The following is a 19727-nucleotide window of genomic DNA, read 5'->3' on the forward strand; positions in this document are numbered from 1 at the left end:
CAAGAACAAGAAGAAATAAGTGGTGTCGACTCCCCACAATTCAGTGCCAGCTAAAATTAGAGGTCTGTGGTTGATGTTGATCACGGAACTCGGCGGGCATCAGCCCATCCGAGCTATCTTGCCGTGTTCGTTTATTGTGGTTGGTGACCATTGCTTGGTTGCTCGTGCATATCGTTCAGTGTGCAGAATATGTCTATATTCAGGCACGCAGACGGTGCTCCCCTGCTGCATACGCCGCTTCATTAATCGCGTGACCTGAGAAAAAGCAGCTGAGTCGTTACACATGCGGCTGTCCATGAATACGTATGCACGGGCACGCTCTGGGTCTGTTACGCCGCTACGCTAACGCTCTTGGCTGGGTGCTCATCTCTGTGCCCACATTGGCCCGGGAGGGGCGTACATGTCGCAGACACCATGGTGGCGCGGGGCCGTCATCTATCAAATTTATCCACGGAGTTTTCTGGATTCCAATGGCGATGGGGTGGGCGATCTGCCCGGCATCATCGCCAAGCTCGACTACATTGCCGGGTTGGGTGTGGATGCGATCTGGATCTCGCCGTTCTTCAAGTCGCCAATGGCCGATTTCGGCTACGACATCGCGGACTACCGCGCGGTGGATCCGCTGTTCGGGACGTTGGACGACTTCGATCGTCTGCTCGACAAGGCGCATGGCCTTGGCTTGAAGGTGATGATCGACCAGGTGTTGAGCCACACCTCGATCGCGCATGCATGGTTCCAGGAGAGCCGGCAGGACCGGACCAACGCAAAGGCGGATTGGTACGTGTGGGCCGATCCGCGTGAGGACGGGGCGCCGCCCAATAACTGGTTGTCGCTGTTCGGAGGGGGGGCATGGCAGTGGGAGCCGCGGCGCGAGCAGTATTACCTGCACAATTTCTTGGTGGATCAGCCGGACCTCAATTTCCACAACGCCGAGGTGCAACAGGCGACGCTGGATAACGTGCGCTTCTGGCTGGATCGCGGAGTGGATGGGTTCCGCCTGGATGCGATCAACTTCTGCTTCCACGATGCGCAGCTGCGCGACAATCCGGCCAAGTCGGCCGACAAGCGGGTGGGGCGCGGGTTCAGTGCCGACAATCCGTACGCGTATCAGTACCACTACTTCAACAATACGCAGCCGGAAAATCTGCCGTTTCTGGAGCGCTTGCGCGGGTTGCTGGATCTTTACCCGAATGCCGTGAGTCTTGGCGAGATCTCGTCGGAAGACTCATTGGCGACCACTGCCGAGTACACCGCTCATGGCCGCCTACATATGGGCTACAGCTTCGAGCTGCTGGTGCAGGACTACAGCGCGGCTTATATTCGCGAGACGGTGAGCCGGCTCGAAGCCACGATGCTGGAAGGTTGGCCGTGCTGGGCCATTTCCAACCACGATGTGGTGCGTGCAGTGACGCGCTGGGGCGGGGCCGATGCGTCGCCGGCGTTCGCGCGGATGGTGGTGGCGATGCTGTGCTCGCTGCGCGGGTCGATCTGCCTGTACCAGGGCGAGGAGCTGGGCCTGGGCGAGACGGATGTGGCGTTCGAGGATCTGCGCGATCCGTATGGCATCACCTTCTGGCCGACCTTCAAGGGCCGCGATGGCTGCAGGACGCCGATGCCTTGGACGGATGCGTCGTCGGCAGGCTTCAGCAGCGGCAAGCCGTGGTTGCCACTGGCTGAGGAGCATCGTGCGGCTGCGGTGAGCGTGCAGCAGGAAAATCCGTTGTCCGTGCTCAGCGCGGTGCGCCAGTTCCTGGCTTGGCGCAAGGGCGAGCCTGCGTTGCGCGAGGGTGCGATCACGTTCTACGACACTGACGAGCCTGTGCTGATGTTCCGGCGCGAGCATGCCGGCCAGGTGGTGTTGCTGGCATTCAATCTGTCGGCCGACACAGCCGAGCTCAGACTGCCGGCTGGCGCGTGGAAGCAGGTCGATGTGCCCGGCGTGGAGCGCGGAGCTATCGAACATGCCCATCTGCGCCTGGCCGGGTATGCGGTGGTTTGTGCGATCGAGGGTGGTTGACGGTGTGTCGCGCCAGCTAACCGTCGGTACGTGATTGTCTGGAACGCAGCGAGGCATTCCTTGGGGGAGTGCCTCGCTTTTTTTGTAGTTGACGGTTGCTTGGTTCGCCAAGCATTTATAGCGTTGCGCCAGCTTTGCGGCTGTTCCAAGCCGATCAGGTTCTTGCTCTCTGGATGAGGCACGGTGCCCTGTTCTCCATGCCAGTCGGGGTGTTTTGACCGGAAGGCCGCACATGGATTGCGCTTGACTGTGAGGACGTCAGCGTTATCCGGCGGCCTTGTAGCAGCGGCTTGGATTCGTGTTGATGCAGGCAGGCGCTGATGGTGCCGCGATTGGAGACGTTCCGGTGCTACAAGCGAATGCTTTGCGCAGGGGAGTGCCGATGCGCAAGGGTTGCGTGATTGGCGCTTGATCCTGTGCGCTTTTGCAGAGGGCTATGCTAGCTCGGATTCTGAAAATTTTTGGATCAAAAGAAAACCCGCCGGTATCACGTCGGCGGGTTTTCTTTGATCGACTTTGTCGCTTTGATCAGGAGAATATTCGGTTCTTCTAGTTAGAAGCCGCATCTTGAGTGATCGCTCATGGAGCCGATAGAGCAGAGCTGGCTGCTTACTGATGCGCGTTGCGCTTGTGCCGTACCCTCACCCCAACCCCTCTCCCGGTGGGAGAGGGGCTTTGGTGTCCCGGTGGAGAGGGCTGGCGCCAGGGCCGGCCAGCTTGGTGATGCGCTGATTGTCACGTAGGTAGCGTAGCCACCCTTAGCGATGTGGCCAAAGGTAACGTCGTAGCCACAGATAAAGATGCAGCCAATCAGCGCATCGTTTGCAGTTCACAGCTCATCAGAACTTGTAGTTGACGCCCAGCACGAAGGTACGGCCCCATTCGATGTATTCCAGCGGACGGTCCTTGGTTTCGGCATAGGTGCGGTAGGGCGAGTTGCTGAGATTGCTGGCCTGCAGCAGCAGGGTCAGGCCGGCAAGGTCGCTGCTGTCGTTGAAGCTGTAGCTGATCTGCGCGTCGGTGATGTTTTCGCCGACCACGTAGCGCAGTGTGCGGTTGCCGTTGAAGTTGCCGATCTCGCCGATGAAGTCCGAGCGGCGGCGCTGGCTGACGCGCGCCTCGAAGCCTTTGTGCTCGTAGTAGGCAGTGAGGTTGTAGACGCGTTCGGACAGGCCGGGCAGGCTGATCTCGCCATCACCGACGCTGGAGGCGCTCTCCGGGTCGCGGATCTTGACGTCGCTGTCGTTGAAGGTGGCGCTGGCCTGGATGCCGAAACCTTCCAACGGAGCGAAGACCAGATCCAGCGGCAACGAAGCGGTGAGTTCGACGCCGCGCAGGGTGCCGCCCTTGCCGTTGAACGGGGCGCTGAAGGTGCCGGTGGTCAGTACCGGCGCCGAGCCCGGCGGCGGCACATAGCCGGCCACCAGCGCGGAGAAGTCGTAGTTGTCGCGGCTCTGGGTGTAGATGTAGCTCTTCAGGTCCTTGTAGAAAAACGCGGCGGCCACGTAGGCGCGTTCGGCGAAATATTTTTCGTAGGAAAGGTCGATGGCGTTCGCGCGCCAGGGATCCAGCATCGGGTTACCACCGCTGGCGCCGGGGCGGCCGGTGGAGGTGTCGACGCCGAATTCCAGCGAGGCGCGCAACTGATCCACGCGTGGGCGTGCGACCTGCTTTGCCATCGCAAAGCGCAGTGTCTGCTCGTACGGGAACTGGAAAGCCAGATTCAGGCTGGGCAGCCAGTCGCGATAGCTCTTGCCGTCGTCGATCGGGCGCACTTCACTGCCCACCGGCTGCGACGCGTCCCAGTAATTTGCGCGCGAGGATTGGTCGGCGCTCTGCAGCTGCACGCCGATATTGCCGCGCACGCCCACATCGCCCCACTCGGTATCGAGATTGGCGCGCAGCCAGGCGGTGGTGATCTTCTCTTCGACGGTCCAGGCCTTGGACACCAGGAACGAGGCATCGTCGCTGGGATTGAACAGCATGTAACGCGAGACCACCGCCGGCACGTTCCAGGCGGGCAGGGTGCCGATGCCGGCAAAGCCCAGGTTGACCGGCGCGTATTGCAGGTCCGGTGCGATGGTGGATTCGCCCTGCGCACCGAGGGTGATGTTGCCTTCCGGCTGGGTTTTCTGTTTTTCGCGATTGGCGTAGTTGACGCCCACATCCAGATCCGAAAACCAGCTAAACGCTTCGGGCATCGGGAAGCTGGCCTGCAGGCGTGCGCCCTTGAGCACGTCTTCCACGCGCGGCACCTTGCCGTAGCCGGAGCCGTAGATGGTGTTGGTCAGAAACAGCTGATCGGGATTGGAGTAATCCATTCCCGGCGCAAGCTGGGAGAAGCCGTTGCCGACAACCGATACGCCGACGGTATCCAGTTGCGGCATCGGCGCACGCTGGAGATTGTTCTCCAGGTTCAGTTCGTCGCGCGTGGCCTTGGAGTAATTGAGATCGGCAACGATCTTGACCGCACCGGCGGTGAGCTCGTTGTTCCAGCCGAACGCGTCGATGGTGTCTTCGCGCTTGTTGTACATGCCGCGCACCAGCGGATAGACGCCGCTGGCGTCGCCGCCGGTGAAGCTGTTGCTGTCGTTGACGCGCACGTTGCTGATGTTCAAGCCGGGCGTGTAGCCGCCGTTGTAGTTGCTCAGGTTGAGCTCGAACTGGTTGGCGGTGTCGATCTGCTCGGCCTTGGTGTGGAAGGCGTCGAGCGTGCTGGTCCAGGCGTTGGACGGGCGGTATTGCAAGGTGGCCATGACGCCGTCGCGCTTCTGGTTGCCGGTACGGCGCAATGCCTTGATGCCGTCGGAAAAATACACGCCGTCGGCCACGCCGGGGCGCGGGCGCTGTGCGTTGACCGGCTGCCATGGTTCGTACAGGCCGACCTGGTTCTCCTGGATCGGCATGTCGGTGTGCGCATAGCCGATGGTCAGGCCGATGGTGCGGTCGGCGAACTGGTCGATGTAGCTGACATTGAAGCGATTGCCGTACGGATCGACATTGGCGGCCTTGCCCAGCGAATTGCGCTGGTAACGGCCGCCGATGGCGATCACCCGCTCGTTGTAGCTGAGCGGGCGTGCGGTCTGCATGTCGACGGTGCCGGACAGGCCCTGGCCGACCAGGCCGGCGTCGGGCGTCTTGTAGACGGTGACGCCGCTGACCAGTTCGGACGGGTACTGATCGAATTCCACGCTGCGGTTATCGCCGGTGCTGACCACCTCGCGGCCGTTGAGCAGGGTGGTGGAGAAGTCCGGCGAGAGCCCGCGCACGCTGATGACCTGTGCGCGACCGGCCACACGCTGTGCTGCCAGGCCAGGCAAGCGCGCGAGCGACTCGGCGATGCTGACGTCCGGCAGCCGGCCGATATCCTCGGCCGAAATGGCTTCCACGATCGAGGTCGAATCCCGCTTGACCGAGATGGCACCTTCGATTGCGCGGCGCAGGCCGGTGACCTGGACCTTGTCCAAGTCGGTCACCGCGCCGGCGGTTTGTTCGGGGTCGGTCGTTTGCGCCGGCGTCGACGATTGCGCGGCAGACAACGTCGGTGCCATGGCGACGGCCAGGGCGATACTCAGCGCAGAGCGCTTGTGCTTCAACATTTTCCCCTCCCAGGTACATGTTGTTCTTTGATTTTTCGATCCGGCAGACCGCTGGATGCATTGCATCGCGCGCCACGACGGACGTCACGACTGCGACGTATGGTAGACACGGCACCTGGGTGCAAACGGGCACTGCATACGTATTCATCCCGGCTGACTGCGCTGGAATCGATTCCACGCGGGCGTCGCTGCGGCGCGGTACGACCTGGGCCTGTCGTGAGGCAACGCCGATGCGCAATCCGCAGCGGCTGCCGTGCCGCTGCGTGATGCAATCGATCGCGTTGCAAGCTGCCTGGGCAAGCCGTCGCAAGCAGATCAGCGCCGGCTATCCACCGGCACGAAGCGAATCGCCTGCCCACCGCCCGGCGCAAGACGCAGTTCCAGCGTGTCGGCGCTGCTGACCTGGCGTTGTTCGCTGACAAAGGCGAATGGATTGCTGACATAGTCCGCACCGTCGCCGTCGCGATAGATCTGCGCGGTGTAACGCACGCCGGGCTCAAGGAATCCGAGCGGCACCTGCAGCAGGCGGCCGTGCTCGTCGGTGATGCTGCCCAGGAACCAGTCGCGGCTATGCCGGTCCTTGCGCGCGATGGTGACGTAGTCGCCGACTTCGCCATTCAAGGCACGGGTCTGATCCCAATCCACGGCCACGTCTTCGATGAAGCGGAAGGCGTCGCGGTGCTGCAGATAATGTTCGGGCAGATCGGCGGCCATCTGGATCGGGCTGTAAAGCGTCACGTACAGCGCCAGCTGGCGCGCAAGCGTGCTGGGAATCGCCTGGCCGTTGCGGCCTTTCAGGCTGACGATACCGGGCGTGTAATCCATCGGCCCGGCAAGCAGGCGGGTAAACACCAGGTTGACCTCGTGCTCGGGCGGATTCGGTGGCTGGCCCCAGGCGTTGTATTCCATGCCACGCGCACCTTCGCGCGAGATCCAGTTGGGATAGGTGCGGCGCAGGCCAGTGTCCTTGATCGGCTCGTGCGCGTTGACTGCGAGGTGGCGCGCGGCGGCTTCCTGCACCACATGCAGATGATGGCGCGCCATCCATTGGCCGTCGTGCCATTCGCGCAGCGGTGTGCCGCCTGCCGGGTTGCGACGTTCCACCTGGCCGTCGTCGCAGACATAGCCGGTCTTGACCGAGTCCACGCCGAACCGGGCGTACAGGTCCATCGCCTCGGCGATCTGGTCTTCGTAATGATCCACTGCGCACCCCGTTTCATGATGGCCGATCAGATGCACGCCCTTGCCGGCGGCATATTTGCTCAATGCGGGCAGGTCGAAATCCTGCGTCGGCCTGGTGAAATCGAAACTGCCGCCGTTGCCGAACCATTCGCCGTCCCAGCCCGGATTCCAGCCTTCCACCAGTACGCCACGAAAGCCGTGTGCCGCGGCAAAATCGATAAGGCGCTTGGTGTTGGCAGTGGTGGCGCCGTGTGTCGGCCCGGTCGCCCAGGTCTGCTGGTTGAGATGCATGGACCACCACACCCCGACATACTTGGACGGCTTGACCCAGCTCACATCGCCCAAGGCATTGGGCGCGTTGAGGTTGAGGATCAGGTTGGATTCCACCAGCCCGGTGGCCTGGTCGGCGATCTGCAGCGTGCGCCACGGCGTATCGAAGGGCAGCTTGCGCCGCACCTTCCAGCCTTCGGCGGCGGGCGACAGCTGCGCGCGCAGGCGCTGGCCTTCAGTACGGCGCAGCCACATGCCGGCGTAGTCGACCAGCGCCGCTTCATGCAGCGCGACATGCAGCCCGCTCTCGGTACGCAAGGTGAGCGGCGTATGTGCCAGCGCGACCTGGTTCAATGGCGTGCGCTGATACAGGTATTCGTAGTGGATCGGCTCGCCTGCCGGAATCCACCATGCTTCTGAAGGTTGCGCGACGGCGAATTCGGTGACTTCCTCGTCGATGATGGCTTCGCGCAATCCCGCTTGTTGGGGGAAGTGATAGCGCAGGCCGATGCCATCGTCGTACACGCGCAAGATCACATCGAAGCGGCGTTGCGCGCCGCTGCGTTCGCCCAGGCTGACGCTTAGTTCGTTGTAGTGGTTGCGCACCAGGCGCGTCTCGCCCCAGGGTTGTTCCCAGGTATCGTCATGGGCTTGGCGTGCTTGCGAGAGGACGACCAGACCGCGGTCCAGCCGGCCGTCGCGCAGCTGGAAGCCCAGCCGCGAGCGTTCCAGCACCGGCTGGCCCAGGCGTTGCACGCGGTAGTAGGGCGTTCCGCCGTCCACTTCCAGCGTGACCTGCAGGACGTTGCCGGGCGAATCGGCACTGATGGCGATGCGCTCGGCCTGCGCGATGCCCGCAAGACTGCCAAGCAACAGGACAAGCAGTCGCGCACTGCATGCGACGCGCGCTATCGAACGCACGCGATGTGAAACCAGCGGCATATCCCCTCCCAAGGCGGCCGTTGCGTCAGCGGCGACTATGCAGCGCCGCGGCGTGGATAGGCCATGCTGCACTGCGGCCAGTGCCATGAATACGTATGCATTGATGCGGAACCCCGGAGCGCGCGTCTACCATGGCGTCACGGCACCTGGGAGGGTCCGCGCCCGTGGCACGCCAGTGCCGCGCACTACAACGCGTGCAACGAGGGAGGGAAGCCGACGGTGCAAGCCGTCTGGCCGCTTCGATGCTGAAGATGATCTGCATGGCTGCAACGCTCGGCGTTGCGGCAAGCTCGCCGGTACTGGCCGATGAGCTGGAATTCCAGGGCCGCCGTGCGCAGGCGCAGGCGCTAGCAGACGGTGGTTTCGTGCTGCGCTGGCCGCAGGGCGAGCGCAGCATCGGGCCGCAGCCGATGCGCACCCACACCGCCAGTGCGTTATTCGACGCCCTGTTCGCGATGGCGCAGCAGGACATGGCCGACGACCGTGTCGAGGCGATCCGCGATCCGGCCTTCAACGACGGCAAGCCGGTGCCGTGCGCGTGTTTTGAGACCGGTGAGCGCTGGCCTTACGTGTGGACGCGCGATGTCAGCTTCGCCGCCGATCTGGCATTGGCGCGGCTGGAGCCGGCGCGCACGCGCAATGCGCTGCGCTTCAAGCTGTCGGCGGCGCGCGACGGGCAGATGCCGGGGGTGTTCGTTGCGCAGGACACCGGCTCCGGTGGCAGCTGGCCGATCAGCAGCGACCGCGTGGTGTGGTTTCTTGCCGCGCGCGGCCTGCTGGATGACAAGGCGTTCGCTGAAGACGTCTGGCAGGCGTTGCAGGCCACACTCGCGCAGGATCGTGACGCGGTCTTCGACGCGCGAATCGGCCTCTACCGCGGCGAAACCTCGTTTCTGGATTGGCGCGAGCAGACCTACCCGGAGTGGACGCGCGAGGATGTGCGCTTCATCGCCGAGTCCTTCGCCTTGTCCACCAACGTATTGCACTACCAGGCCCTGCGCCTGGCCGAGCAGCTGGCGCGCCAGCATGGCGATGCGCGCGCGTCCACGTACGCCCAGTGGGCCGATGCGTTGCGTCAGGCCATCGCCACGCGCTTCTGGGATGCGCGCAGCAATCGGTATGTGAGCTACCTGGGCAATGCGGCGCATCCGGTGCGCTATGCCAAGGTCGATCTGCTCGGCGTATCGCTTGGCGTGCTGGCCGAGGTGTTTCCGAAGGACCGTGCGCGTGCCGCGCTGCGCACCTATCCGGTGGTTGCCGGCGGCAGCCCGGTGGTGTGGCCGCAAGATGCCGAACAGCCGATTTATCACAATCGTGCCGTCTGGCCTTTCGTTAGTGCGTATGCGCTACGTGCCGCACGCCAGCTGGACGACGCGCCGCGCATTGCGCTGGAGCTGCAGTCGTTGATGCGCGGCAGCGCGCTGGCCGGCTCCAACATGGAAAACTACGAGATGCACAGCCTGGCGGTGCATGTGGAGGAGGGCGCCCGCAGTGGCCCGGTGGTGAATTCGCCACGGCAATTGTGGTCGGTTGCCGGCTATCTCTCCGCAGTGCTGGAAGGCGTGTTCGGCATTGGCGCCGATGGCAGCGTAGCGCCGAAACTGCCGCGTACGTTGGTGCCGCTGTTGTTCGGCGACCGCCAGCAGATCGTGCTTGAACAGGGCAAACGACGGTACGTGCTGCAGCGGCCGACGGCGAGTGCAGGTGAGTTGCTGGTGGCGGGGAAGGTCGAGCAACAAGGCCAGACCACGTTGGTACATCTGGTCGGCCGCAAGGCCGACACCACACCCCCGCCGCAGCCAGACCAGGTGTTCGCGCCCAGCACGCCCGAGGCGCCCGTCGCGCAACGGCATGGCGATGGTTATCGCGTCGTGATTCCGGCCGGGGCGACGCTGCACATGGATGGGCATGCGTTGGACGCCACGCGGCACTGGGACTTGCGCGATGACGGTCTGCTGCACGTGCTCAGCCTGACCCGGCGCGCCGATGGCCTGGAGTCGCTGCACAGTCCGGCGCTGACGCTGGGCCCGTTGCAGGAAGTCCCGGGTAGCGAGGCCTGGGTTTGGACTGCCAGGCGCGCGGGCCAGCATCGCGTATCGCTGCGTTATCGCAACGCAAACGGCCCGATCAATACCGGCGTCACTGCGGCGGTCAAACGCCTGCTGCTGGAATGCCCGGGGCAGGCCACGCAGTCGCAGGTCGTGGTGATGCCGCATAGCGCGGGCGAGCAGCTGTCCACGCAGGTTAGCTTCACTGCGGTGGCCGGGCAGCAGTGCCGGTTCCGGCTGGAAAACGGCTTCAACATGAGCGCGCTCGCGCATTTTTCGCAGTACAACGGCGGCCGCGGCGGTCGCGATGGCGTGGTCAACACCGCGCAGGTGAGCGCGCTGCTGGTCGGGCCTGCGGCGCGCACGGAGGCTGCGCAATGACCGCCAAGCCACGCCTGAGTTTCTGGCAGATCTGGAACATGTGTTTCGGCTTTCTCGGGATCCAGTTCGGCTTCGCGCTGCAGAACGCCAACGCCAGCCGCATCTTTCAGACCCTGGGTGCCCAGGTCGACGATGTGCCCGGCTTGTGGATCGCCGCGCCGCTCACCGGTCTGATCGTGCAGCCCATCATCGGCTACCTGTCCGACCGCACCTGGACCCGATGGGGGCGCCGGCGTCCGTATTTCATGCTTGGCGCGGTATTCACCACACTGGCCTTGCTGGTGATGCCCAACGCGCCGATGCTGTGGATCGCCGCCGGCACGTTGTGGGTGCTGGATGCATCGATCAACATCTCGATGGAGCCATTCCGCGCCCTGGTCGGCGATCAACTGCCACCGGCGCAGCGGCCTGCCGGCTATGCGATGCAGAGCTTCTTCATCGGGGTCGGCGCGATCGTGGCGAGTTTCCTGCCGTGGTTGCTGACGCACTGGGGCGTGGCCAATACCGCGCCGCCAGGGCAGTTGCCCGACAGCGTGCGCTACGCCTTCTACCTCGGTGCCGCGGTGCTGTTGCTGTCGATCAGCTGGACGGTGCTGCGTACGCGCGAATACAGCCCGCAGCAGCTGGCCAGTTTCGACGATGCGCATCCGCCTGTAGCGGCTGCAGCAATCGCCGGCACCTTGCCACCGCAGCGTGCGAGCGTGCTCTGGTGCGGCATCGGTGTGCTGCTCGCCGCTGCGATCGCCTGGCAGCACGGCGACCGCATGCTCTACGTGCTGGCCGGCCTGTGCATCGCCTACGGTGCGCTGCTTGGGTTGGCGCGCGTGCTGCCATCGACCAGCATGCTGGTGGCGATCGTGCAGGACGTGCGCAGCATGCCGCTGACGATGCGGCGTCTGGCCTGGGTCCAGTTCTTCTCCTGGTTTGCGCTGTTTGCGATGTGGATCTACACCACCGCCGCGGTCACCCAGGTGCACTTCGGTGCCCAGGACACCACATCGGCGGCCTACAACGAGGGCGCGAACTGGGTGGGCGTGTTGTTCGGCGCCTATAACGGGTTTGCGGCGTTGGCGGCATTGGCCATTCCACCGCTGGTGCGTGCGATCGGCCTGCGCTGGAGCCATCTGTGCAACCTATGGCTGGGTGCGGCCGGGCTGTTGTCGATGCTGGCGATCCGCGACCCGCAATGGCTGTTGCTGTCGATGCTGGGTGTCGGCTTTGCCTGGGCTTCGATTCTGTCGCTGCCTTACGCCTTGCTGTCCGACAGCGTGCCTGCCGCCAAGATGGGCGTGTACATGGGCATCTTCAATTTCTTCATCGTGATTCCGCAGCTGGTCGCGGCCAGCGCACTGGGCTTCGTGCTGCACGTCTGGCTGGGCGGTCAACCGATCTACGCGCTGGCCATCGGCGGCGCCAGTTTGCTCCTTGCCGGTGTGTGCGTGGTGCGGGTTCCAGTGGCTTCGGGAGGGCGGTGATGCGTCATGTAATGATGGCTGGACTGATCGTGTATGCAGGAGCGGCGAACGCAGCGACTGCACATGGCGATTACTACGGTACGCTGGAACCGTTCGCTGCCGACGCGGTGTATTTCGTGGTGACCGACCGTTTCGTCAATGGCGACCCCGGCAACGATCAGCGCGACCAGGGCGGTGCGCATCGCACGTTCGATGTGCCGACGCCTTGCGCGGATGCGGTCGGCGACAACATCGGTTACCTGGGGGGCGACTTCAAGGGCATCGTCGAGCATGCCGATTACATCCGCGAGCTGGGGTTCGGCGCGGTATGGATCACGCCGATCGTCGACAATCCGGATGAGGCTTTCACCGGCGGCAAGCCGATCAGCTGCGGCAGTACGCTCAGCGACCACGGCAAGACCGGCTATCACGGCTACTGGGGCGTGAACTTCTACAAGCTCGACGAGCATCTGCCCAGCCCAGGGCTGGACTTTGCCGGCTTCACCCGCGCCATGCATGCCAACCGCTTGAAGGTCGTGCTGGATATCGTGGGCAATCACGGCTCGCCGGCCTACAGCATGCCGGTGGCGCAGCCGGGCTTCGGCAAGTTGTACGACGCCGATGGCCGCCTGTTCGCCGATCACCAGAATCTGCCGCCCGCGCAGCTGGATCCGCAGCACGTTCCGCTGCACGCGTTCTACAACACCGGCGGCGGCCTGGCCGAGTTGTCCGATCTCAACGAAAACAATCCTGCGGTGCTCGATTATCTGGCCGGCGCGTATCTGCAGTGGATGGAGCAGGGCGCCGACGCGTTTCGTATCGACACCATCGGCTGGATGCCCGACCGTTTCTGGCATGCCTTCGTCGCGCGCATCCGTGAAAAACGTCCTGGGTTCTTCATGTTCGGCGAAGCCTTCGATTACGACGCCAACAAGATTGCCGGGCATACCTGGGCGCGCAATGCCGGCGTCAGCGTGCTGGATTTCCCGTTGAAGCAGCAGCTGTCCGCTGTCTTCGGGCATGAGCAGGCCGGGTTCGAGAAGCTTGCCGCGCCGCTGTTTCTGCGCCAGGGACCGTATGCCAATCCGTACGAGTTGATGAGTTTCTACGACAACCACGACATGGCGCGCCTGGATGCCAGCGACACCGGCTTCATCGATGCGCACAACTGGCTGTTTACCGCGCGCGGCATCCCGGTGATCTATTACGGCTCGGAAACCGGCTTCATGCGCGGGCGTGCCGAACATGCCGGCAACCGCAATTACTTCGGTGCCGAGCGCATCCGCACTGCACCGCAAAGCCCGATCTTCGGCCCGCTGCAGCAGATCGCGCGGTTGCGTCGGCATACCCCGGCATTGCAGCGCGGCGTGCAGGTGGATGTGCTGCTATGTGGGGATCAAGCGGCGTTCTTCCGTGTCTATCAGCATGCGGGCACCAGCCAGACGGCGCTGGTGCTGCTCAACAAGGGCGATGTGGCGGCGAACATCGAGGTGACGCATTTTCTGCAGCCAGGCACCTGGCGCGACGCGATGAGTGGCGAGCAGGTGCCGGTGCAGCGTCGGCTGCTGACGCCGGTGCCCGCACACGGGGTGCGGGTGCTGCTCTCGGACGCGCCGATCACCGACCCGGCCTTGCGCAGGCAGCTCGACGCGCAGATGGCCGAACAAGCCGCGCGCGATTCCCGCAACAGGTAGGAGCGCACCCGGGCGCGACGCGGCATTACCGGGAACGCCTAATCGCGCCCGGGTGCGCTCCTACGAGGCATCAATGGTCTCGCAGCCTGTCGCGCACGATTCCCAATTCCCAATTCCCGAATCAACGCCTGACAGCTCCATCAGCGGCCCGACCAGCCACCGGGTCGCCGGTCTCCGGGCCGGCCGGCCCCCAGCCCAGCGGTGGTTGCAGGCCGCTGCTACGCGAGGAGTCGCGCACTGCCAGCTTTACCGGAATGGTGCGGCTCTGCGCCGCTTCGCCGCGGATCAGCGCCACCAGGCTCTCCACCAGGAGCGTGCCGGCCTGCTTGGTGTCCTGTTGCACCGTCGACAGTGCAGGTGCCACCGACGCCGCCAATGCGATATCGTCGAAGCCGCTTACTGCCACATCCTGCGGCACCCGCAGGCCACGCTCGCGCAAGGCGCGCATTGCGCCGATCGCAATGAGGTCGCTGGCCGCACACACCGCATCGAACGCCTTGCCGCTGTCGAGCAGCTCCAGGCACGCGGCATGGCCGGACGACTCGGTGGTGATCGCATCGAACTGCAGCGCGCGATCTGCCACCAAGGCCTGCTGTTTCAGCGCGGCGACGTAGCCGCGGTAGCGCTCTTCGAACTCGGGGTAATGATTGGACGCGTGGCCGAGAAAGGCGATGCGTCGGCAGCCCTGCGCGAGCAGATGCTCGGTGATGTCCAGCCCGCCCTGATAATTGTCGCTGCCGATCGAAATGCCCGGCTGCCCCGGCAGCGCCGCGCCCCAGCGTACGAAGTGGGTGCCTTGTTCGACCAGCAACTGCAACCGCTGGCGCGACTGCTGATAATCGCCGTAGCCGAGCAGAATGATGCCGTCGGCCTTGTTGCTGTCTTCGTAATCGGCCTGCCAGTCCTTGGACAGCTGCTGGAAGGATACCAGCAGGTCGTAGCCCTGCAGCGCGCAGGCGCGAGTAATCGAGCCCAGCATCGAATGGAAGAACGGGTTGATCAGCGAATCGTCGGCGGTGGGGTCTTCGAAGAACAGCAGCGCCAGCGTGCCGGCATTGCGCAGCCGCAGCGACGAGGCGTTCTTGTCGACCTTGTAGTTCAATTCGTTGGCGATGCGCAGGATGCGCTTGCGGGTTTCTTCGTTGACCATCGGGCTGCCGCGCAGTGCGCGCGACACGGTCGGTTGCGACACGCCGGCCAGGTAGGCGATATCCAGCGAGGTGGCTTTACCCTTGATGGTCATGGTCGGTACTGGCAGCACAGGTGGCCGGCATCATGCCACGCGCATGCCGGCCCCGTGCCGGCATGCGCAACAGCGGGCTGATTGGTTTACCATTCGCTTCCAAGACCCCTTGCGAGAAGGTGGCCCGCGCCCCGCGCCGGCCCAGCGTGCGACATGAGCACTACCACCGCCCACCGCTGATTCCGGCCGCGCCAGTCCGCAGGGCGCGCGTACGGCGTTCGTTCCGCCCCACTTCTCGCCATACCTCTATCCGAGCCTGCGCCGCAACGGGCAGATCTCCCTTGCAGTCGTCGCGCTGCAGCCAGCACAGACCTCATCCTTGCCCATGATCAACATCACGCTCCCCGACGGCAGCCGCCGCGAATTCGAATCCCCTGTCTCGGTGATGCAGGTCGCCCAGTCGATCGGCGCCGGCCTGGCCAAGGCCACCATCGCCGGCCAGGTCGATGGCCAGCTGGTCGATGCCAGCGACGTCATCGACCACGATGCCAGTTTGCGCATCATCACCGCCAAGGATGCCGAAGGGGTGGAGATCATCCGCCACTCCTGCGCGCATCTGGTCGGGCATGCGGTCAAGCAGCTGTACCCGGAGGTCAAGATGGTGATCGGCCCGGTCATCGCCGAAGGCTTCTACTACGACATCTACAGCGAACGCCCGTTCACGCCGGACGACATGGCCGCGATCGAGCAGCGCATGCAGGAGTTGATCGCGCAGGACTACGAGGTGATCAAGAAGGTCACCCCGCGCGCCGAGGTGATCGAGGTATTCGCCCAGCGCGGCGAGGAGTACAAGCTGCGCCTGATCGAGGACATGCCCGACGACATCACCGCGATGGGCCTGTACTACCACCAGGAATACGTGGACATGTGCCGCGGCCCGCACGTGCCCAACACGCGCTTCCTCAAGGCCTTCAAGCTGACCCGCATTTCCGGCGCCTACTGGCGCGGCGATGCCAAGAACGAGCAGCTGCAGCGCATCTACGGCACCGCCTGGGCCGACAAGAAACAGCTGGACGCCTACATCCTGCGCATGGAAGAAGCCGACAAGCGCGACCATCGCCGCATCGGCAAGCAGCAGGACCTGTTCCACCTGCAGGAAGAGGCGCCCGGCCTGGTGTTCTGGCATCCCAAGGGCTGGTCGCTGTGGCAGGTGGTCGAGCAGTACATGCGCAAGGTCTATCGCGACAGCGGCTACGGCGAAGTGCGTTGCCCGCAGATCCTGGACGTGTCGCTGTGGCAGAAATCCGGCCACTGGGACAACTACCAGGACGCGATGTTCTTCACCGAGTCGGAGAAGCGCACCTACGCGGTCAAGCCGATGAACTGCCCCGGCCACGTGCAGGTGTTCAACCAGGGCCTGCACAGCTACCGCGACCTGCCGATCCGCTATGGCGAGTTCGGCGCCTGCCACCGCAACGAGCCCTCCGGCGCGCTGCACGGCATCCTGCGCGTGCGCGGCTTCACCCAGGACGACGGGCACGTGTTCTGCCTGGAATCGCAGATCGAAGCCGAAGTCACCGCGTTCCATCAGCAGGCACTGGCGGTCTACACCGCGTTCGGCTTTGACGACATCGAGATCAAGATCGCGCTGCGCCCGGAAAAGCGCCTGGGCGACGACGTCACCTGGGACAAGGCCGAAGCCGCGCTGCGCAGCGCGCTGGGCGTGTGCGGGGTGGAATGGCAGGAGCTGCCGGGCGAGGGCGCCTTCTACGGTCCCAAGATCGAGTACCACCTCAAGGACGCCATCGGCCGCACCTGGCAGCTGGGCACCATGCAGGTCGATTTCATGATGCCGGGTCGCCTCGGCGCCGAGTACGTTGACGAGCACAGCCAGAAGAAGCATCCGGTCATGCTGCACCGGGCGATCGTTGGTTCGATGGAACGTTTCATCGGCATCTTGATCGAACACCACGCCGGCGCCTTCCCGGCCTGGCTCGCCCCGGTCCAGGTCGTTGTCGCAAATATCACCGATGCCCAGGCAGACTATGTCGACTCGGTTCGGAAAACCCTTGCAAATCAAGGCTTCCGTGTGAACGCCGATTTGCGTAACGAGAAGATCGGATATAAGATTCGCGAGCATACGCTGCAACGCGTCCCTTATCTCCTCGTCGTCGGTGACCGCGAGAAGGAAAACGGCGCCGTCGCCGTGCGGACACGTTCGGGAGAGGACCTCGGGACCATGACGGTTTCGGCCTTCATCGAACGTCTGCAGGCAGAGCAGGCAGCGTGAGCCAACCCCGGCCGGTCTGGATGATCCGGATGCGCCGGTTCGATTCCCCTGGGAGATTGCAATATCAGTACCCCTGACAACAAACAGAACCGCAAGAACCAAGAAATCCGTGTGCCGCGCGTCCGCGTGATCGGCAGTGACGGTGAGATGGTCGGCGTGTTGTCGCGCGACGAAGCGCTCGCCAAGGCCGAGGAAGAAGGCCTGGACCTGGTCGAAATCCAGCCGCAGGCCGATCCGCCGGTCTGCAAGATCATGGATTTCGGCAAGTTCAAGTTCGAGCAGCAGAAAAAGGCCAACGAGGCCAAGAAGAAGACCAAGCAGGTCGAGATCAAGGAACTCAAGTTCCGTCCGGTCACGGACGAGGGCGACTATCAGATCAAGCTGCGCAACATGCGCCGCTTCCTGGAGGAGGGCGACAAGGTCAAGGTCAATATCCGCTTCCGTGGCCGTGAAATGAGCCACCAGGAACTTGGGCGCGAGATGGCGTCCCGGATCGAGGCCGACTTGGGCGACGACATCGTCATCGAGTCGCGTCCGCGCCTGGAAGGGCGCCAGATGGTCATGATGATCGCGCCGAAGAAGAAGATCTGATTCCCGCGCCAGGACGGGCCCTCATGGGTCCGCCAGGCCGGCGACAGCAGCCATTTGCAAGAATTCCCGTTAACGGGCATACTGCGCGGCCCGGTTTTGCCGGGGCGCCGCGCAAGCGGTACAGGACCTGTCCGGATCGTGTTCGATCAAGGACTTACAAGCAGGCAAGGGCAAGGATGGAAAGCGTGGTCGCAAGACTGCCGCCCGGGTCAGTGACAAAACACCATCAAGGACATTGCAATGCCCAAGATCAAGACCAACCGGGCGGCGGCCAAGCGTTTCCGCAAGACCGCCTCCGGCAAGTACAAGTGCGGCCACGCAAACCGTAGCCATATCCTCACGAAGAAAGCGACCAAGCGGAAGCGCAACCTGCGGCAGACGAACCACGTCCGTGCCGAAGATGCTGGCCGTCTCGATCGTATGCTTCCCTATCTCTGAGGACTGACCCATGGCACGAGTAAAGCGTGGCGTACAGGCGCGTCGCCGCCACAAGAAAATTCTGACCCTGGCGAAGGGCTACTACAACGCTCGCCGCAAGGTCTTCCGCGTTGCCAAGCAGGCAGTCATCAAGGCGCAGCAATACGCCTACATTGGCCGCAAGCAGAAGAAGCGTAATTTCCGTTCGTTGTGGATCACCCGCATCAATGCGGCTGCCCGCATCAACGGCTTGAGCTACAGCCGTTTCATGAATGGCCTGCTCAAGGCTGGCATCACCCTGGACCGTAAGGTGCTGGCTGATATCGCCGTGCACGACGCCGCCGGCTTTGCCGCGCTGGCTGAGAAGGCCAAGGGCGCGCTGGCGGCGTAAATGCAGGTCCCGTGCAAGAGCCCGCACATCATGTGCGGACTTTTCAAGGGGTAGTTTCTCGAGGGGGCTTGCACCGTTGGTGTACAGGCCTTCGGCGAGGGCAAGCAGATATGCGGGGGGAAGGGCGCGAGTCCTTCCCCTTTTGCGTTTTGGATGGCCGGCATCGCTGGTTGGATGCCTGGCAAGATGAAATTTGAGTGGCAATGCGTTCCGGTGCACCCGGAAACACCGTTCGGTTGACGCAGTTGAGGCGCGAGTGCAATGAGTGAGATTCAATCCCTGACCGAGCGTGCGCTGGCCGATGTCGCCGCCGCGCAGACGCCGGACCAACTGGAAGCCTTGCGCGTCGCACTGCTGGGCAAGAGTGGCAGCATCACCGCCCAGCTCAAGCAGCTCGGCACGCTGCCGGCCGATCAGCGAAAGGCCGCTGGCGAAGCGATCAACCTGTCGCGCGATGCGCTGACCGCTGCGTTGTCCGAGCGCAAGCACACGCTGGAAAACGCCGCACTGGATGCACGTCTGGCCGGCGAGCGGATCGATGTCACCTTGCCGGGTCGTCGCGGCGAACGTGGCGGATTGCACCCGGTCACGCGCACGCTCGAGCGCATCGTCGAGATCTTTGCGCGCCTGGGCTATGAGTTGTCCGATGGTCCGGAGATCGAGGACGACTGGCACAACTTCGAAGCCCTGAACTTTCCGCCGCACCATCCGGCGCGCGCGATGCACGATACGTTCTACTTCGGCGATGGCCGCCTGCTGCGCACCCATACTTCCGGCGTGCAGGTGCGCTACATGGATGCGCACAAGCCGCCGCTGCGCATGATCGCGGCCGGCAAGGTGTATCGCTCCGACTCGGATCAGACCCATTCGCCGATGTTCCATCAGGTCGAAGGCCTGCTGGTGGACGAGCATTCCAACTTCGCCGATCTCAAGGGCACCTTGTCCGAGTTCGTGCGGGCGTTCTTCGAGCGTGATTTCGAAATGCGCTTCCGCCCCAGCTATTTCCCATTCGTGGAACCGGGTGCGGAAGTGGACATCGCCTGGCAGCAGCCCGACGGCAGCACGCGCTGGCTGGAAGTGCTCGGCTGCGGCATGGTGCATCCGAACGTGCTGCGCAGCGTCGGCATCGACCCGGAGCGCTACACCGGCTTCGCGTTCGGCCTGGGCGTGGAGCGCTTCGCGATGCTGCGCTACGGCGTCAACGACCTGCGTGCGTTCTTCGAAAACGATGTGCGTTTCCTCAGGCAGTTCGCCTGACGGCGGGGAAT

General features: G+C 63.8%; 12 protein-coding genes. 9 read left to right on the plus strand and 3 right to left on the minus strand.

Features of this window, described 5'->3' with window-relative positions; genetic code table 11:
• The first annotated feature begins 400 nt into the window (after window positions 1-400).
• Entirely contained in the window at window positions 401-2017 is a 1617-nt protein-coding gene (locus FHT08_RS05965) for an alpha-glucosidase (protein WP_166774546.1), read from the plus strand.
• An 839-nt stretch (window positions 2018-2856) separates the two neighbouring features.
• Here FHT08_RS05965 and FHT08_RS05970 read toward each other — a convergent pair.
• On the minus strand, window positions 2857-5616 hold the full coding sequence (locus tag FHT08_RS05970; RefSeq protein WP_166774547.1) for a TonB-dependent receptor: 2760 nt from the start codon (window positions 5614-5616) through the stop codon (window positions 2857-2859).
• 315 nt (window positions 5617-5931) lie between these two features.
• Window positions 5932-8010, minus strand: a complete 2079-nt coding sequence (locus tag FHT08_RS05975; protein WP_166774548.1) for a glycoside hydrolase family 97 protein — start codon at window positions 8008-8010, stop codon at window positions 5932-5934.
• Window positions 8011-8252: 242 nt separating this feature from the next.
• Between FHT08_RS05975 and FHT08_RS05980 the strand changes: the two genes are divergently transcribed.
• Genes FHT08_RS05980 through FHT08_RS05990 form a run of 3 tightly spaced genes read left to right on the plus strand, consistent with a single transcriptional unit; the run spans window position 8253 to window position 13587 of the window.
• A complete protein-coding gene (locus FHT08_RS05980) occupies window positions 8253-10439 on the plus strand; it encodes a Six-hairpin glycosidase-like protein (RefSeq protein ID WP_047130687.1) in 2187 nt (728 codons plus the stop codon).
• Window positions 10436-11914, plus strand: a complete 1479-nt coding sequence (locus FHT08_RS05985; RefSeq protein ID WP_166774549.1) for an MFS transporter — start codon at window positions 10436-10438, stop codon at window positions 11912-11914. Before FHT08_RS05980 ends, FHT08_RS05985 begins: the two co-directional genes overlap by 4 nt.
• Before the next feature lie 11 nt (window positions 11915-11925).
• Window positions 11926-13587: an alpha-amylase family glycosyl hydrolase gene (locus FHT08_RS05990; protein WP_166774781.1), complete on the plus strand. Its 1662-nt coding sequence runs from the start codon at window positions 11926-11928 to the stop codon at window positions 13585-13587.
• Window positions 13588-13708: 121 nt separating this feature from the next.
• Here the strand turns inward: FHT08_RS05990 and FHT08_RS05995 are convergent, their stop codons facing one another.
• Window positions 13709-14830 carry a LacI family DNA-binding transcriptional regulator gene (locus tag FHT08_RS05995; protein ID WP_104536908.1) on the minus strand — a complete coding sequence of 374 codons (1122 nt, stop codon included), beginning with the start codon at window positions 14828-14830 and terminating at the stop codon, window positions 13709-13711.
• Window positions 14831-15155: 325 nt separating this feature from the next.
• Here FHT08_RS05995 and thrS point away from each other — a divergent pair, with 325 nt between their 5' ends.
• The 5 genes from thrS (at window position 15156) to pheS (ending at window position 19716) form a co-directional block, all read left to right on the plus strand.
• A complete protein-coding gene (gene thrS / locus FHT08_RS06000; protein WP_104536910.1) occupies window positions 15156-17060 on the plus strand; it encodes a threonine--tRNA ligase in 1905 nt (634 codons plus the stop codon).
• Between the two features lie 63 nt (window positions 17061-17123).
• Window positions 17124-17651 (plus strand): translation initiation factor IF-3, encoded by a 528-nt coding sequence (gene infC, locus FHT08_RS06005; protein ID WP_304941635.1) that lies wholly within the window; start codon window positions 17124-17126, stop codon window positions 17649-17651.
• A gap of 240 nt (window positions 17652-17891) precedes the next feature.
• Window positions 17892-18089 (plus strand): 50S ribosomal protein L35, encoded by a 198-nt coding sequence (gene rpmI / locus FHT08_RS06010; protein WP_002811096.1) that lies wholly within the window; start codon window positions 17892-17894, stop codon window positions 18087-18089.
• A 10-nt stretch (window positions 18090-18099) separates the two neighbouring features.
• Window positions 18100-18459, plus strand: coding sequence for a 50S ribosomal protein L20 (rplT, locus tag FHT08_RS06015; RefSeq protein ID WP_003484828.1), 360 nt, complete (start codon window positions 18100-18102; stop codon window positions 18457-18459).
• A gap of 261 nt (window positions 18460-18720) precedes the next feature.
• Window positions 18721-19716 (plus strand): phenylalanine--tRNA ligase subunit alpha, encoded by a 996-nt coding sequence (pheS, locus tag FHT08_RS06020; protein ID WP_104606496.1) that lies wholly within the window; start codon window positions 18721-18723, stop codon window positions 19714-19716.
• The last annotated feature ends 11 nt before the right edge of the window (window positions 19717-19727 follow it).

The organism is Xanthomonas sp. CFBP 8151, from assembly GCF_011761885.1.
In the GTDB taxonomy this organism is placed as follows: Bacteria; Pseudomonadota; Gammaproteobacteria; order Xanthomonadales; family Xanthomonadaceae; genus Xanthomonas; species Xanthomonas arboricola_B.

What these genes read in the sequence shown, in the direction of transcription:
- FHT08_RS05990 (WP_166774781.1), top strand. Translation starts at nt 11,926, where the DNA reads ATGATGGCTGGACTGATCGTGTATGCAGGAGCGGCGAACGCAGCGACT.
- pheS (WP_104606496.1), top strand. Translation starts at nt 18,721, where the DNA reads ATGAGTGAGATTCAATCCCTGACCGAGCGTGCGCTGGCCGATGTCGCC.
- FHT08_RS05980 (WP_047130687.1), top strand. Translation starts at nt 8,253, where the DNA reads ATGCTGAAGATGATCTGCATGGCTGCAACGCTCGGCGTTGCGGCAAGC.
- rplT (WP_003484828.1), top strand. Translation starts at nt 18,100, where the DNA reads ATGGCACGAGTAAAGCGTGGCGTACAGGCGCGTCGCCGCCACAAGAAA.
- thrS (WP_104536910.1), top strand. Translation starts at nt 15,156, where the DNA reads ATGATCAACATCACGCTCCCCGACGGCAGCCGCCGCGAATTCGAATCC.
- rpmI (WP_002811096.1), top strand. Translation starts at nt 17,892, where the DNA reads ATGCCCAAGATCAAGACCAACCGGGCGGCGGCCAAGCGTTTCCGCAAG.
- FHT08_RS05995 (WP_104536908.1), bottom strand. Translation starts at nt 14,830, where the DNA reads ATGACCATCAAGGGTAAAGCCACCTCGCTGGATATCGCCTACCTGGCC.
- FHT08_RS05970 (WP_166774547.1), bottom strand. Translation starts at nt 5,616, where the DNA reads ATGTTGAAGCACAAGCGCTCTGCGCTGAGTATCGCCCTGGCCGTCGCC.
- FHT08_RS05965 (WP_166774546.1), top strand. Translation starts at nt 401, where the DNA reads ATGTCGCAGACACCATGGTGGCGCGGGGCCGTCATCTATCAAATTTAT.
- FHT08_RS05975 (WP_166774548.1), bottom strand. Translation starts at nt 8,010, where the DNA reads ATGCCGCTGGTTTCACATCGCGTGCGTTCGATAGCGCGCGTCGCATGC.
- FHT08_RS05985 (WP_166774549.1), top strand. Translation starts at nt 10,436, where the DNA reads ATGACCGCCAAGCCACGCCTGAGTTTCTGGCAGATCTGGAACATGTGT.